This is a genomic window from Microcoleus sp. T3_A4, from assembly GCF_036700465.1.
Classification (GTDB): domain Bacteria; phylum Cyanobacteriota; class Cyanobacteriia; order Cyanobacteriales; family Microcoleaceae; genus Microcoleus.
In genome coordinates this window covers 1-14,661 of the sequence record NZ_JAUBOY010000086.1, presented here as the reverse complement: position 1 = coordinate 14,661, position 14,661 = coordinate 1, and the positions used below count along the sequence as shown (strand labels likewise).

Genomic DNA, 14,661 nt, shown 5'->3' with positions numbered 1-14,661 from the left:
CGGCGACTTTACTCTCGATCGCACGCTCTCTTAACCCAGCCCACGTAATATGCGCTCGATATATTCAGCAAGCCCTACTTAAAACGGAATTTCCTCATCTTCATCTTCCACAGTCTTAGCCGTCATCCGCCAACTCGTAATATACTCAATTTGCACATCAATTTTGTTAATCGCATCCCCTAACCGCTTTTGGATGTATTGAGTCAGCGTCACCATAAAATCTAACTCAACTCCCACAGATAGCGCAAGTTTTGCCAACCTAGCAAAATCTACCTTCAAAATCGAGGAACTGGATAACTTAAAATCGGGAGTATTTTCCTTATCTTGCACCAACATTGCTTTTTTAATGCGCTCTTTCAGATGCTCAACTTCTGAATCCAGCAACTTCCATTCAGGCAAAATTTCTTTGTACCTTTCCCCCAATGCTGTTAAATCGTCACTCTCCGGTTCCGGCGCAATTTTCTTAGTGGATTTCCGCCGTTGCTGTACATTAGAATTTAACCGCCAACTAGCAATCTCCTCAACTTCCAAAGAGGGATCGGCGATGAGTTGGCCTAACTGTTTTTGAATTTCTTTCGTCAGCGTTACCGGAAAATTTAACTCAATTCCCTCAGTTTGCGTCAGTCTGGCCAGCGTCATAAAATCTACTTTCATCGTTATCGAACTGGAAAGCTCAAAATAAGAACTATCTTTGAGATTTTGCGCCAGCATCCCTGCTTTAATGCGTTCTTTCACTTCAGCGATTTCTGAATCTAGCGGCTTCCACCGAGATTCTATTTCCTGATATTTTTCGCCCAATGCTGTCAAGTTTTCCGTTGCGGGTTCGGGGTAACATTGGGCAAGGATTTCTAGCAGGCGGCGATGCACTCCAGCTAAATAAACCGCGTCCATCTTGGCATATTCTAGCTGCTTCTGGGTGAGGGGACGCTTTGCCCAATCGCCGCTTTGTTCTGTTTTATCTACATAAGCAATGCCGCAAAGTGTTTCTATTAAAGTTTTGAGTTTTCGATTAGGTAAGGGCAGAATGTAAGTGGGAATCTTTCTCGCCATTTTTAATGTGCAAGTGACATTTAGAGCCTCATCATTGCCTAAAAATCGGATGTCATAGCTGGCGTTGTGCAATACTTTTTCAATATTTGGATTCACCATGATTTGGTTGATGAAATCTTTTTCCAATTCAGGTTTATCCAAGACATCTAGTAGAAAAGTGGCATCTCCCGTCGAATCTGTGGAGTCAGCTAACACCTGAATCAGAGATAATCTGGGGTTGGATTTATAGTCAGCGATTTCTGTATCCACCCACAGGATTTTAGCTTGCGAAAATTTAGCGATGAGTGCTTTGATGTCGTTTGCTGCTGTTAAATAAGGCATTTTTAGATAATTTTGCTATTAACTTTTTAATTCTATTATGCTATAGCAATTATCGGCTCGATTGTCAACGATTCAAGCGCCGGACATGGCTTTTCCGTGTCCTGGACACGCGCAGAAACCCGGTTTCTTACTCGTACCGAGGCTCTGCCTGGGGACGCATATCAGGAGGCTCTGCCTCCAATTTTCGTGGTCACAAGTGCAACCGAGTTTCTAGCCTGCAGTTAAAAAAAGAATGGAGTCGATCGCACTATTGACGATTCCCGCGAACTTCCTCTAAAAACCAGTTGCCTACTTCTGTATTGTCCGTCTGGCGACTGCGGCGCAAACCTTCCTCTAATAAAGCAACTTTTAGCCCCGGCAAAACGTGAGATTCCGTCAGCCGTTCGCTTCCCCGGTTAGCAATTATTTTGAAAGCAATAACTTGCGCTTTTTGTACGTCTACTACCCAATACTCAGACACTCCTAATTCTTCATAAATCATTCTTTTTGTCCCCAAATCGTCAACAAGAGAACTGTCGGCAATTTCAATCGCTAAATCTGGGGCAATTACTCGTACCCAGGCAGAGCCTGGGTACGCAGATCAGGAGGCTCTGCCTCCAATTTTCCCGATCGCAAGCGCAATCGAGGCAGAGCCTCGCTTACATCGGTTCCCAGGCAGAGCCTGGAAACCAGTTATCGCATTTTTACCATTCAGCAGTAAGGTACGCAGCGCGCACCTTACAAACTATTAACCTATGACTATTCTGCCACTTCCTCAGATTCCAATTCTTCCGCCGATTCTTCACCAGCAGGCGGCACTAAAGCCACAGCTACGATCGAATCATCCTCATCTAACCGCTGCACCCGCACACCGGTTGCTGTGCGGGATTGGGTGGAAATTGCACTCACAGCCTGACGGATAATAATACCTCGGTTGGTAATGATCATCAATTCGTCATCTTCGTTGACAATTCGCAGGGCAGCTACCTGATCCTTACCCTTTTTCGACTTGAATTTAGTAGCCGTCAATCCCTTGCCAGCCCGTCTTTGTAGGCGGAATTGAGAAACAGGAACCCGCTTGCCATAGCCGTTGGTGGTAATTACCAACACCGAAGGAACTTCGCTGCTAACTGCCGAAATTTCTTCGACATCTTCGCCTTCACTTTCCTCGGCTTGCAGTTCTAATTCTTCATCTTCCGTTTCCAATTCAGCACTTTCTGCCCCTTCAAATTCCGCTTCGTCCGTTTCTAATTGAGCAATATTAGCTCCCTCAAATTCGGAGTCTTCCGTTTCCAATTCAGCAATTTCGGCAACAATTGAACTCGGCAAAATGTCCATGCTAATCAACTCATCGCCCGATCGCAATTTCATTGATTTTACTCCCCGCGTCGCGCGGCCGACTGGGCGCAACTGTTCGTGATTGGTGCGGAAATGAATTGCCATGCCTTGGCGCGTACCGATGATGATGCTGTCACCCACTTTTGCTCTCCGTACCCAGCGCAGTTGGTCGCCTTCTTCTAGAGAAATCGCGATTAATCCATTAGTGCGGATGTTGCCAAAAGCGGAAAGTGCGGTTTTCTTAATGTAGCCGCCGCGAGTCAGCATGACCAAGTATTCTTCGCTGGTGAATTCTGTGACTGACACCATAGAAGTGATTTTTTCTTCTATAGGAATCGGCAGCAGTTGCACCACGGGAGTGCCGCGGGCAGTCCGGGAACAGACGGGGATTTGATAAGCTTTGACAGAGTAAACTACGCCCCTGTCGCTGAAGAACAAAACGCTATCGTGATCGCAGCAGGAAAGGAAATGTTCTACTCCGTCGTCTTCTTTCATTTTCGCGCCTGCTTTGCCGCGAGTAGCGCGACTTTGGGCCTCGAAAGTGCTGACAGGCATCCGCTTGATGTAGCCTTGCTCTGTGATCAGAATAATTGCTTGTTCGTTGGCAATTAAATCTCTTTCATCGATTTCTCCTTCGGCGTGTTCGATGACGCTGCGTCTAGGAGTGGCGATTTTGGTTTGGATTTCGACTGCTTCAAATTCGGCGATTTCTAAGATGCGTTCCCGGCGCGCTAAGATATCTTCCAAATCGGCAATTTTAGCGCGCAATTCTTCGTGCTCTTGCTGAATTTTTTGCGCTTCTAATGCTGTCAAACGCCGGAGCTGCATTTGCAGAATTGCGTCGGATTGCTGTTCAGAAAGACCGTAATTATCCATCAATTCTTGTTTCGCTGCGGCGGAGTCGGCAGCGGCGCGAATTAGGTGAATAATTGCATCTAAGTTGTCTAGGGCAATTAATAAGCCTTGCAGAAGGTGGTCGCGTTCTTCTGCTTTGCGGAGTTCGTATTGAGTCCGGCGAGTAATTGTCTCAATGCGGAAGTCTAGGAAGACATTGAGGAATTGGGAGAGCGTAAGTAGTTGGGGTTCCCCATTTACTAGCGCTAACATATTGGCTCCAAAGTTGGCTTGGAGGGGTGTTTGTTTGTAGAGGTTATTGAGGACGACGCGGGGATAGGCGTCGCGCTTGAGCTCGATGACGATCCGCATTCCGTCTCTATCGCTTTCGTCGCGAATGTCGGAAATCCCATCTAATCTTTTGTCGTTGACAAGTTCGGCAATTTTCTCAATTAGCGCTGCCTTGTTTGTTTGGTAAGGCAATTCGGTGATAATAATTGCTTCTTTGTCGGGGCGGCCGGGATGTTCGATGGTTTCAATGCCGGCGACTCCGCGCATTGTAATCGAACCGCGCCCGGTGGTGTAAGCATCGCGAATGCCGCCTCTACCCAGAATTTGCCCTCCGGTGGGAAAGTCCGGGCCGGGGATGTACTGCATCAATTCCAGGTCAGTAATTGCTGGATTGTGAATTAGTGCTACTAAACCGTCAATTATTTCGCCTAAATTGTGCGGCGGAATGTTGGTGGCCATCCCTACAGCAATCCCCGATGAACCGTTGAGCAAAATTTGGGGGATGCGTGCCGGGAGTACGAGGGGTTCTTGCTGGGAACCGTCGAAGTTGTCGCCGAAATCAACTGTTTCCGAGTCGATGTCGCGCAGCATGGAGTCGCTAGTCAAAGCTGTGAGGCGACATTCGGTGTACCGCATGGCAGCGGGCGGGTCGTTGTCAACGGAGCCGAAGTTGCCGTGGCCGTTGATCAGGCGTTCCCGCATGGAAAAATCCTGAGCCATCCGCACCAGGGCGTCATAAACTGCTGTATCTCCGTGCGGGTGATACTTGCCCAGCACCTCCCCCACGACGCGGGCGCATTTGCGGAAAGGTCGATCGGGAGTCAAGCCCAATTCGTTCATGGCGTAGAGAATGCGTCGGTGAACGGGCTTGAGACCGTCCCTGGCATCTGGTAGCGCCCGACCGACAATTACGCTCATGGCGTATTCCAAGTACGATCGGGACATCTCATTACCCAGATCCGTCGGGATTATCCGCGACTCAGAGATACTCATAGGTTGAAAAACTCCGTTAAAAATTTAAATTTGACCGCTATAAATCTCAAAAATGCGATAAAATCGGTTTGGATTCAGTAGAGCTGCCAAATATTGCAAATTACTCCTGAAATTATATCACAATTTGCCTTTGAATTTATGGGAAAGTTGCCAGAAAAATTAATGGGCGAAACAAGGGAAATTCGTAAGTTGGCAGTTGGTGATTTAGTCATCAATTGGCAAAAGCTAGAAATGGTTTTTTAGGGGGAAGGCTTTCATGCTTTGGTGAGTTTTTTTGAGGGTTATCTAAAAAAAGAAAAGGGTTTCCCGATCGCAATTGTAATTTCACAAAACCGAAGGCCTTCTTAAAGCAAACTAAAAATCTAAAATCTAAAATCTAAAATCTAAAATCAGCCGATGCTACCCGTCATCTACTCCGAAGATTTCTTGCTGCACAAGACTGGAATGCTTCACCCAGAGCGACCAGAACGTTTAACGGCGATCGTCAACGCTCTGAAAGCTGCTCCTTGGGCGGCTCAAATTGAGTGGCAACTGCCCACCCCAGTGGCGCAGCGCGAACAACAACTGTTCTCGGCTATCAAAAAAGTTCACTCGCAAAGATACATCAAAGAAGTCGAACATTTGGCTCATCGGGGAGGTGGCTACCTCGACGGTGATACGCCGATTTCTGCTGAAAGTTACGATGTAGCGCTTCTAGCGGCGAGTGCTTGGCTCGATGGGGTCGATCGAGTGGTGGCTGCGGGGGAACCGGCTTTTGTGCTGGCCAGGCCACCGGGACACCACGCCGAAAACGCCCGCGCGATGGGTTTTTGCTTGTTTTCCAATGCTGCGATCGCCGCTCACTACGCCTTGGAACAGCCGGGAATCAACCGCGTCGCTGTCCTCGACTGGGACGTGCACCACGGCAACGGCACTCAATCTTTGGTGGAAAGCTGCCGCCAAATTGCCTACTGTTCCCTGCATCAATCTCCGTGCTATCCGGGAACTGGAGATGCCGAGGAGCGCGGTGCCTACGACAACGTGCTGAACATTCCCCTGTATCCCGGCAGCGGCATAGCTGAATACCTGAGCGCCTTTGAATCTCTTGTCGTGCCTTTTTTGTCAAAATTTGAACCGGATTTGTTGATTGTCAGCGCTGGTTATGACGCTACTGCGTCTGATCCGCTGGCGAGCATGACTCTGATGCCGTCAGATTTCGGTACTTTCACCGGATACTGCCTGCAACTCACCCGCCGCATAGCTTTTGGTTTGGAGGGGGGTTACGCGCTGAAAGAGTTGGCCGAGTCGGTTGTGGCGACTATTGACCGATGCCTCAATTAGCTGGAAAATTGGCATAGGGAAAAATAAGGTTGAGAAGCGGTGAGGACGGGATGGAGAGTTGTTGAGGGCGATGGGCGAAGCTTAGATTTGGCGATCGGGCGATCGGGCTTCTTCCCTCGATCAACTGTCAACTGTCAACTGTCAACTGTCTCCTGACTTTAGTGACAAGCATCACCAATTTAAGAGATCCAAGTCACTTGTCATCAAAGTCTTGGTCACAGATTTTTAACCAAAAAATCACACCGTGTCAATGTGTTCGATCGCCTTTGAAGTCGCTCTCAGAGTGCATAATACAAATACAACAAGCCTGTTAAAATTTTATCTGTCTCAATCAACTAGGAGGTTTATCATGTCAGTATCCCAAATGACACTCGAAGAGTTATTTGGTCAGGTCATGTTCTCCAGCGTCGTGACTCGCCACGACCGGAGACAGCTCAGATCTGCACTCTTAGAAAGAACACTGAATGAAGATGAGTATGCCATCATCAACCGACTGCTGTATAACGTGCGCCGCGGTTGGGTAAAAATTGTCGATTAAAGACGTGGCAGGCACTCCCTTTAGGGGAGTTAATACCATTTTCGATTAAAGAATTGGTAATTACTCATAACTATCGGGGTTGAGATCACGGTCCTACAGTTACATTTTTTGGGAACTCGTTACAAGTAGAACTTGCCAAGTAGGGAAGTTTTTTGTGTTTAATAGTTGGCTCGAAAGTGTGATGTGTTTGACCAGTGTGTTAATTATCAAAATCTCGCTACACATCTGCCTATAGGTAGAGATAATTAAAAAATAACAGGTTTCGGGTGCATCTCTACTTGTTGAAAACTTGTGAGTTTTGAGTTGTTAACTGAAAAGTTATAATTAACTCAAGACTCATAATTTTTGGGATTTGAGAGGGGAGATTGGAGAGTGGGAAAACTGATGAATATCAGGGTTGAAAACGGCTATAAAGTTAATTTTTTTTAAACTGATATTAAGAATCAAAACTATAGGCAGTTTCCCGTTGAGGAGGAGTGTGCGATCGTTACCAGCACAGCCAGTCGCATTGGTCGATCGACCATTCCGGCAATTTGAGCCCGGAAGTGTCAAAATATTAACAACCAGTTCATCCCCAAAATATATGGCTCCCGCCGTTTTAATTGAAAATCTTCAGAAACGCTACGGCACTGTAGAAGCCGTTAAAGATGTTTCCTTCAAGGTAGAACCGGGGGAAATATTTGGTTTGCTAGGCCCCAACGGTGCAGGCAAAACCACAACCCTGCGGGTACTTTGTACTTTGAGTGCGCCCGATAGCGGACGCATTGAAGTGTCTGGCATTTCTGCTGTCAGTCAGCCGAGAATTGCTAGACAAAGACTCGGCTACGTCGCCCAAGAAGTGGCTCTTGATAAGGTGCTGACGGGGCGGGAACTCCTGCAACTGCAAGCAGCGCTTTACCATTTGCCGCGCCCTAGGATTAAAGGGCGGATTGACGAAATGGTGAAACTCCTCGGTTTGGAGGAGTGGGAAAATAAAAAGACGGGTACTTATTCCGGCGGTATCCGCAAACGGCTTGACTTAGCTGCTGGGTTGCTGCATCAGCCTGATGTTTTGGTGTTAGACGAACCGACTGTCGGGCTGGATATTGAAAGTCGGGTGGTGGTGTGGGATTTCCTGCGGCGCTTGCGGGAGGAAGGTACTACGGTTTTGATTACCAGCCATTATCTCGAAGAAGTTGACGCTTTGGCCGATCGCGTGGCGATTATTGACAAGGGTACGGTGATTGCTGAGGGCACGCCGGAGGAGTTGAAAAATCGGGTTGGGGGCGATCGGGTGACTCTGCGGATTCGGGAGTTTTCGCCGATCGAAGAAGCGGAAAAAGCCAAAACTTTAATGCAATCTTTGCCTTTTGTGCAGGAAGTAATTGTCAACGCGGCTCAAGGAAATTCTCTCAATTTAGTAGTAACACCGCAAAGCGATGCGCTGGTGACTATTCAGCAAGCTTTAAAAGATGCGGGACTTCCTACTTTTGGGATTGCTCAATCTCGGCCGAGTTTGGATGATGTGTATTTGGCTGCGACTGGTAAGACGCTGTTGGATGCGGAGTTGGCTGCTGCTAGCAACCGCGATTTGAAGGCGGAGCAAAAACAGGCGATGCGATCGTAGTTTGAGGGAAGGGAAAAGTTCGTCAGAAACAGGCAAGATGCCTGTTCCACAAAGAGTAAATTTTCTTGTGGAACAGGCATCTTGCCTGTTCATAAACGAGATAAGCCGATATTTAAGCTGAATTTGATATCATACATCCAAAACTTGCTCTGCTGTCAATGCTAATTCGGGGAAAGTTCGAGATATAATTCGCTCAGTTCCTCGGTAAGCCGTCATTTTATAAACGCCATTTTCATCAAGCAGGTAAACAAAAACAGTCGGCTCTTTCGGGTTGCCCAAATAGTTTCTGCTACCCAAAGCTAAATAATCGACAATCCAATATTCATAAATTCCCAGCCGCTGATATTCATCCAGCTTATCGATATAATCATCTTCCCAATTTGTTGAGACAACTTCTACAACTAATTGTGGGGGTTCAGTTAGGGCTGAGGGGGCGAAAGGTTGGGATTCCCAGAGGGTTTTATCTACTACGGTAATATCAGGATGTCGGCCTTGTTCTTTACCATTTGAGAGTAATGTCCTGACTACAATTCTGCCAGATACCCTGTAATTCAGGTTGAGTATTTTTACCTCGTATTGGAACGTATTTTCAATAAAATCAGCTACATTTTCGTGCTGTCTTATTGTTGGTAAAGTTTTGACAATTTCTCCATTAACCAGTTCATAGCGTCCGTTTTCATCTGGCAGTTGCTTGATGAATCGATCGAAAGTGAGCATTAGTTTAAGTTGGGTAGGAGTTGCGATCGTGATTTTATCTCATTTAGCTAGATATTTAAAACTATTCTGCCACCATTTTTACATACTGTTTTAACACAGGTGGCATCGTGAAAACTATTTCAGATTCACAGCTCATTTTTTCGATCATTCCCCGTCTTGATAAAGATTGAATTGCTTGACATAATTCGCGCTGCGAACCTTGACATTTTGCCATAAATTGGGGAAACGAAACAGGTTCGATTTCATTACTAAGTTGCGAAATAGCCTGTTTTTCTATTTCAGACAACCGCTGATAGTGCTGCTGCAATATTGGTGTCAATTCATCACCTAAAAATACTGGTTGAAAACTCAAATATTGAGATACTCTACCGCTAAATAAGTTGTTAATGGTTTGAGCGACTAATTTTAACCAGAGGGGATTGCCTTGATAAATGTTAATCAAGTCTGGCCATCTTTCTTCATCCAATAAACCTTTTTCTCTAAGAATTTCTTTTGCTGTTTCACCTAAACCGGTTAACTGCAATAAACGTACTGCTGAATTATCGTCGGTGAATGTGATGATGTCTGAGGGAGGTTCCCAACTATTGAGGATTAAACAACTGTTGTGGGGAATTTCACCTATGAGTTTAAATAGGGTTCCGTAATTTTCATATCCGGGTTTATAATTTCCTGCAAGTTGCCCGCTGCTGAGAATTTGCTGCACGTCATCTAGGAGGATTAGACAGCGATTGTCGCGCAATGCTTCTATGAGGATTGACAATTGAGCATCGGTGTTGGTGGGAAGGTTACTTTCTGGTTGATTTGAGAGAAATTGAATGAGGGTTTTGAGGGTTGTTTCGAGGGGTGGGGAGGTGCGGAGACTGAGCCAGATGATGCGATCGAATTGAGTTTGAATTTGGGGGATGAGGTTACGGGCGATCGCACTTTTGCCGGTGCCTGCCATGCCTGTGATGGTGAGGAGGCGGCAGTTTTGGCGGGCGATCGAGTTTTCGAGGGCGGTGAGAGGTGAGTTGGGGTAGTTGTAGAAGGTTTTGATCTCCGGTGCGTCTCTTAAATCAAGTCGCGGTTTTTGTTGGGTGTCGTCTTCATTTGAGGTTTGTGCAGGCGGTGAGTGTTGTGGAGTTTTTGGAGGGTGCGAGGTTTCTGTGCAGACGTTTATATTCCCTTTGTGGACAAGGTTAAAATAACCAGAATTTGAAATTTTAGAGATTTCATATCTTTCCATTGTGGAGCTAAAATTGGATTTATTAACATCTTCCTCTAAGATTTTTGAAAGAATTTGCCATAACTTTGAGGCAACATTTCTGACATGGCGTTCAGTACAATGAACCTCTTTGGAAATTTCGGAGTATCTTTTACCTTGCCAAGTTCCCCGTACTACTGCCTGTTGCAGATCGTCTAGGTGTTTGCCCGTCTTAGTGAACACCAAGCCATCGGCCAACCTTAAGAGTTCTTGAACATCCATTTATTGGGTAAATGTAGGAGGTTTTATCTATTGTACCAGACTTTTTCTGACTTTTTCTGACTAAGGATGGCAAAATGTGACTTTTAACGGCTAGCTAATTTTATCAACTACTGGCCAATTGTGACATTCTCCTACTGGACAATACATAAAAATTAAAGTTAAACTTTTTAATGAGGGGCATTAAAGCAAGAAATTGCTTAAAATGTGGTTGCGTCCGTGAGCAAAGAAGTAAATAAAAAGGCTCATAAATTAGTTTTGCCCTTAGTTTTGACATGGGTAGGAGTGCCGATGTTAATCCGCCTGGGTTTGCTTTTTTATCAACCAGCTTTTTTAATAATTGCAAGAGGTTTAGGGGCTTTTCGCCTCGTGAAATGTTCGTAAAAACTTGGTAATTTCCAAAAGGATAAAAAATTATGTCTAGTGCATTATCCCTACCACAAGCTAATTTAAAAATGGCTCTCTGGCAAGTCGATGCTGATGCAATGAGTAGCAGCGACTTGTATGTTTGGTTAAATGATATCGGCTTGCCACATGAAGTCTCTATCCGGCTGCATGAACTTGCCACATACACGAAAAAAGCTGCTAACAAAGTTTTACTCATCGGCAAAATTCTCCTCCTTAAAATCATAGAATTTGTCAAAGCGCATCCCCATTTAGCGATAGGGGTTGCTGTTGGTGTCGCTGTAAGAATTTTGGCAAGTTCGATACCATTTGTCGGCCCGTTATTAGAACCTTTGGCAACAGCGCTGGGTATCCCAATTGGTGCAATAGCCGGCCACCGACTCGATCGAGGCAAAGAGGTGTCTGATGGAATTATTGGAATTGTTCAAGAGATTATTGAGATTGCCAAAGATTTTTTTCAATTACTGATAGACGTTTTCAATACAATTTTCCGCAACGTCATCACTGCTTAACTGCCCAAATTAGCAAAAAGATTGAGGTTTAATATGTCGGCCAATAAAACGCCAACCAAAGAGCAAATTATGAAGGCAATTGAGCAACTGGAAAAAAACCCACACGATAAATTAGGGATTTTAGCAGAGATTGGCATTGGTGTAGTGGGGGCTGTCAGTGCCGGTGCGGCGGTGGCAGCTTTCGGTGGTGCATCATTTCTATTTGGGTTAATAACCGTTGCACCTCCCGTAGGATTAGTTGTGGGTGGTGCAGCTTTAGGTGCTGCTGCTCTTGTAGGGGTAAAACGAATATTTGATGGCAATTTTAATGAGGGAAAACAAGCAGAAATGCTTAAAAACTTAAAAGAACAGCTAAGAGATGTTGAAGCCAAAGAAAGAGCCTCCAAGCTGGAAGACAGCGATAAAACTAAATTTATTGTTTCCTTGAAAGAACCCGTCAGGCTGGATTTAATTAGCCCGAAAGACGCTCAGGATTTAATTAGCGCCGTAGAAAGCGGTCAAATTGCAATCAAAGAGGCGATTAAAATGGTTGAGGATGTGGTTAAAGCTGCTAAACCATAACTGCCTTCTGACTGCGTAACCTGCGAATGCTAAGTTGTAAGTCAGCGATCGCCCTTACTTAAACCAAGTGCGATCGCTCTTGATAAATAACTACTGATACTCTACTACAGCCACAATCGCCCTCGCAATTTCCTCCATATCAGTAGTCGAAAGTTCTCCTATTTTACGAATGAATCTTTGTACATCCATACCCCGCAATTGCAACACATCTACTGCCGAAACTTTCGTTAAACCATTAGCAATATCTGGCTCAATCTTAACGTGCCAGATATTACCAGCATAATATTCTTTCCAATCTGTGATAGGTGCAGCCAGTTTCACTGGTAACTTACCAACATTATCAGAACTTACCACTACAGCCGGACGAATTTTTTTTATTTCGGCTCCCAGTGTTGGGTCAAAATTAGCCAACCAAATATCACCCCGTTTAGAAGAAGGAGAGTTAGTAGTCAATTAAATCTCCTGCTTCTAATTCTTGCCATTCTCTATCTTCCCGGTAATGTTGCAACATTGCCTCAGCTTGTCTTTCTAAAATCCTTCCCCTCTCTTCCAGCGGTAATTTCATAAATTCTCGGCGACTGGGATAATGTGCTACTGTTGGTATTTCCAAAGCTATATCCGTCGGCTGCTTTTGAATCTTACGCTGAGAATTCAATGCTTCTATTCGATCGCCCTCTGCTGCTTCCGCTGCAATATCAGCATCAATTTCCTCTCGGTTAGCATGGTAATAAGTCAAAGCTGCATAGACTTGGGTGAGAGTTAAATGCCCGATGCGATCAGCAATTTCTTCTGCACTCAAACTTTGCTTGTACCAAATAGCAATGCGCCGGACTGTAACACCCGTTCCGGCAATAATTGGACAGCCACCATGTATGTCAGGCTGACGGCTAATTAGAGTTCCTATATCGGTGATAGTTGACAAGATTTTTTCCTCCCTATTCCGATCGCTCTCTTATCTAGGATAGCACTGTCACAGCAAGAGCGATCGCCCTTCCTTTCCCAAAGTGCGATCGCCCTTATCCCATCCCCATTAACTCTCTTTCGTCTGCGATCGCTAAAAAGTGCGTGAAGCGAAGCTATCCCGAAGGGAATCGCCATTTCCATGCTCACGATCTTGATTCGGCGGCGGGAATAACTTCAATCAGTCCCGTATGAAAAGCTGTATCGTAAGTAATAACTGGTAAATTTTCGAGTTCAGCTTGTGCCATAATCATCCGGTCAAACGGATCGCGGTGGGGAATAGGCAGGCTGCCAGCGCGAAGGGCATGGGCTGAAGTTATAGCTAGTTCGATAAATTGCGATCGGTGGAGGATTTGCGAATATTCCCCAACAATCTGTTTGGCTTCGGGAAGTTTACCGATGCGATATTTGGTGGCTATTTCCCAGGCTGAAACAGTGCTGACAATGATATTAAAATCCGGGTTGCGAATGATGTCGCGGCATTGGGCATTGAGTTTGGGGTCGTCAAAAAGCCACCACAACAGGATATGGGTGTCAATGAGATAGCTTATTCCCATTGTTCGAGTTCCTCTTCTGGTAGGGGCTCAAAAAAAGCATCACCGAGTTTTCCTGTCAGTAAACCAGGCGTGCGAGGCTGTGGCTGTTCTCGTCCTAATCCGAGGCGAAAGTAGTGAATCAAGTCATAGATTTCTGCAAGTTTGTCTTCGGGAATGTCTTGTAGTTCTTGAACGATCTTCTCAATTAGCATAAATCAAACACTCCGATAGTGGCTGGTTAATCGATCGAGCTACTGCGATCGCCCTTAATAAGTAACTACTCATACTCTACTTTAGCAGTCAATTGCATCTCCTGCCTCTAATTCTTGCCATTCTCTATCTTCCTGGTCTAGAATAACACTGTCAGAGTAAGTGCGATCGACCCAATCTTTCCCCTATGGCAATATCGATCTAGCCTACCATGCTCCCAAAACTACTATTTAACTGACAGCAAATCCCGTGTACTGCCGAATATTGGGAGAACGAAATCCCAAAACAATCTGTTCTTTGGGGATTCCCCCCGCTACTAACTCATTGGCAATTCCCTGTTCAGTTCCATCTCTTTGAATCCAAATTTTTCCCTCAATAATATCAACATGAACTAAACATCCGTGAACTCTGATATCGTTTTCACGTCCCAATATCATTAGCAAATAACGGTCGGAATCGCTATCAAAAACCGTTTCGATCTGAATATCTCCATAAGCATAAGGTATTTGAGCATATTCAGTCAGAATTTTTTTGATAATGCGACGATAATTTTCTAAGGTTCCCATTGTACTATCTCCTCATTTTTTTCAGAAAAAACGATTAAACATACTTGATAATCTGCTCTAATAATTTGACCGAGTGGTTCAGACAATAGTTCACTAAAAACTGATTGTGTAATAGCTAGATAGAGCTTTCGATCTGGTTCAGTTCTAGCGATAACAGAACGGTAAACTAAATATTGACCCAGCGCATTCTCCAGGTCATTCATGTCTGATGCGCCCACAAAACTTTTGACTTCTACAGCTATCTTTTGTCCAGCCTTCTCAGCACTTAAAATCCGCTCTGCGCCCAAATCGACGTACATATCTTTAATTCCCCATTTTAATCTCAAGGGATCGTGGGTAATTCTCCATCCGTCTTTGATGAGGGCATTTTTGACAACATTGTGATACAATACTCCGGACAGTTTTTAAAGAGGAATGCGATCGCAATAAAATAGAGAAGTGAAAAAAGTGAGTGCAATCTCA

18 protein-coding genes are annotated in these 14,661 nt (G+C 45.1%); 6 read left to right on the top strand and 12 right to left on the bottom strand.

Annotation, left to right across the window (positions count from 1 at the left end):
* Nucleotides 1–78: 78 nt before the first annotated feature.
* From QUA07_RS28755 to gyrA, 3 genes are all read right to left on the bottom strand, one after another.
* Nucleotides 79–1,371, bottom strand: a complete 1,293-nt coding sequence (locus tag QUA07_RS28755; RefSeq protein WP_333332342.1) for a ribonuclease D — start codon at nt 1,369–1,371, stop codon at nt 79–81.
* 247 nt (nt 1,372–1,618) lie between these two features.
* Nucleotides 1,619–1,918, bottom strand: coding sequence for a Uma2 family endonuclease (locus QUA07_RS28750; RefSeq protein WP_333332345.1), 300 nt, complete (start codon nt 1,916–1,918; stop codon nt 1,619–1,621).
* A 191-nt stretch (nt 1,919–2,109) separates the two neighbouring features.
* Complete coding sequence (gene gyrA, locus QUA07_RS28745; RefSeq protein WP_333332340.1) at nt 2,110–4,806, bottom strand: DNA gyrase subunit A; 2,697 nt, start codon at nt 4,804–4,806, stop codon at nt 2,110–2,112.
* 93 nt (nt 4,807–4,899) lie between these two features.
* Here gyrA and QUA07_RS28740 point away from each other — a divergent pair, with 93 nt between their 5' ends.
* The 4 genes from QUA07_RS28740 to QUA07_RS28725 all read left to right on the top strand — a co-directional run bounded on the left by QUA07_RS28740 (nt 4,900) and on the right by QUA07_RS28725 (nt 8,270).
* Complete coding sequence (locus QUA07_RS28740) at nt 4,900–5,049, top strand: hypothetical protein (protein ID WP_333209537.1); 150 nt, start codon at nt 4,900–4,902, stop codon at nt 5,047–5,049.
* Nucleotides 5,050–5,202: 153 nt separating this feature from the next.
* On the top strand, nt 5,203–6,126 hold the full coding sequence (locus tag QUA07_RS28735; protein ID WP_333311878.1) for a histone deacetylase: 924 nt from the start codon (nt 5,203–5,205) through the stop codon (nt 6,124–6,126).
* A 349-nt stretch (nt 6,127–6,475) separates the two neighbouring features.
* The gene (locus QUA07_RS28730; RefSeq protein ID WP_015175516.1) at nt 6,476–6,664 is read left to right on the top strand and encodes a hypothetical protein; all 189 of its coding nucleotides are present in this window, start codon (nt 6,476–6,478) and stop codon (nt 6,662–6,664) included.
* A 583-nt stretch (nt 6,665–7,247) separates the two neighbouring features.
* Nucleotides 7,248–8,270 (top strand): ATP-binding cassette domain-containing protein, encoded by a 1,023-nt coding sequence (locus QUA07_RS28725; protein ID WP_333332337.1) that lies wholly within the window; start codon nt 7,248–7,250, stop codon nt 8,268–8,270.
* Between the two features lie 129 nt (nt 8,271–8,399).
* On the opposite strand, the gene QUA07_RS28720 is transcribed toward QUA07_RS28725, so the two are convergent.
* Together QUA07_RS28720 and QUA07_RS28715 are read right to left on the bottom strand one after the other, a co-directional pair.
* Nucleotides 8,400–8,987 (bottom strand): Uma2 family endonuclease, encoded by a 588-nt coding sequence (locus QUA07_RS28720; protein WP_333332334.1) that lies wholly within the window; start codon nt 8,985–8,987, stop codon nt 8,400–8,402.
* 61 nt (nt 8,988–9,048) lie between these two features.
* Nucleotides 9,049–10,452: an NB-ARC domain-containing protein gene (locus tag QUA07_RS28715; RefSeq protein WP_333332331.1), complete on the bottom strand. Its 1,404-nt coding sequence runs from the start codon at nt 10,450–10,452 to the stop codon at nt 9,049–9,051.
* A 413-nt stretch (nt 10,453–10,865) separates the two neighbouring features.
* Here QUA07_RS28715 and QUA07_RS28710 point away from each other — a divergent pair, with 413 nt between their 5' ends.
* Together QUA07_RS28710 and QUA07_RS28705 are read left to right on the top strand one after the other, a co-directional pair.
* Nucleotides 10,866–11,366, top strand: a complete 501-nt coding sequence (locus tag QUA07_RS28710) for a hypothetical protein (protein ID WP_333332328.1) — start codon at nt 10,866–10,868, stop codon at nt 11,364–11,366.
* A 33-nt stretch (nt 11,367–11,399) separates the two neighbouring features.
* A complete protein-coding gene (locus QUA07_RS28705; RefSeq protein ID WP_333332325.1) occupies nt 11,400–11,927 on the top strand; it encodes a hypothetical protein in 528 nt (175 codons plus the stop codon).
* Between the two features lie 90 nt (nt 11,928–12,017).
* Here the strand turns inward: QUA07_RS28705 and QUA07_RS28700 are convergent, their stop codons facing one another.
* The 7 genes from QUA07_RS28700 to QUA07_RS28670 all read right to left on the bottom strand — a co-directional run bounded on the left by QUA07_RS28700 (nt 12,018) and on the right by QUA07_RS28670 (nt 14,588).
* A complete protein-coding gene (locus QUA07_RS28700; protein WP_333332323.1) occupies nt 12,018–12,380 on the bottom strand; it encodes a type II toxin-antitoxin system PemK/MazF family toxin in 363 nt (120 codons plus the stop codon).
* Entirely contained in the window at nt 12,370–12,849 is a 480-nt protein-coding gene (locus QUA07_RS28695) for a DUF433 domain-containing protein (protein ID WP_333332321.1), read from the bottom strand. Before QUA07_RS28695 ends, QUA07_RS28700 begins: the two co-directional genes overlap by 11 nt.
* Nucleotides 12,828–13,031, bottom strand: coding sequence for a hypothetical protein (locus QUA07_RS28690; RefSeq protein WP_333332318.1), 204 nt, complete (start codon nt 13,029–13,031; stop codon nt 12,828–12,830). The genes QUA07_RS28695 and QUA07_RS28690 overlap by 22 nt, the downstream gene beginning before the upstream one ends.
* Before the next feature lie 2 nt (nt 13,032–13,033).
* Nucleotides 13,034–13,444 (bottom strand): type II toxin-antitoxin system VapC family toxin, encoded by a 411-nt coding sequence (locus QUA07_RS28685; protein WP_333332315.1) that lies wholly within the window; start codon nt 13,442–13,444, stop codon nt 13,034–13,036.
* Nucleotides 13,435–13,635, bottom strand: a complete 201-nt coding sequence (locus QUA07_RS28680) for a hypothetical protein (RefSeq protein WP_333332312.1) — start codon at nt 13,633–13,635, stop codon at nt 13,435–13,437. The genes QUA07_RS28685 and QUA07_RS28680 overlap by 10 nt, the downstream gene beginning before the upstream one ends.
* 228 nt (nt 13,636–13,863) lie before the next feature.
* Nucleotides 13,864–14,199 carry a XisI protein gene (locus QUA07_RS28675; RefSeq protein ID WP_333332309.1) on the bottom strand — a complete coding sequence of 112 codons (336 nt, stop codon included), beginning with the start codon at nt 14,197–14,199 and terminating at the stop codon, nt 13,864–13,866.
* Nucleotides 14,187–14,588, bottom strand: a complete 402-nt coding sequence (locus QUA07_RS28670; protein WP_333332306.1) for an element excision factor XisH family protein — start codon at nt 14,586–14,588, stop codon at nt 14,187–14,189. Before QUA07_RS28670 ends, QUA07_RS28675 begins: the two co-directional genes overlap by 13 nt.
* Between the last annotated feature and the right edge of the window lie 73 nt (nt 14,589–14,661).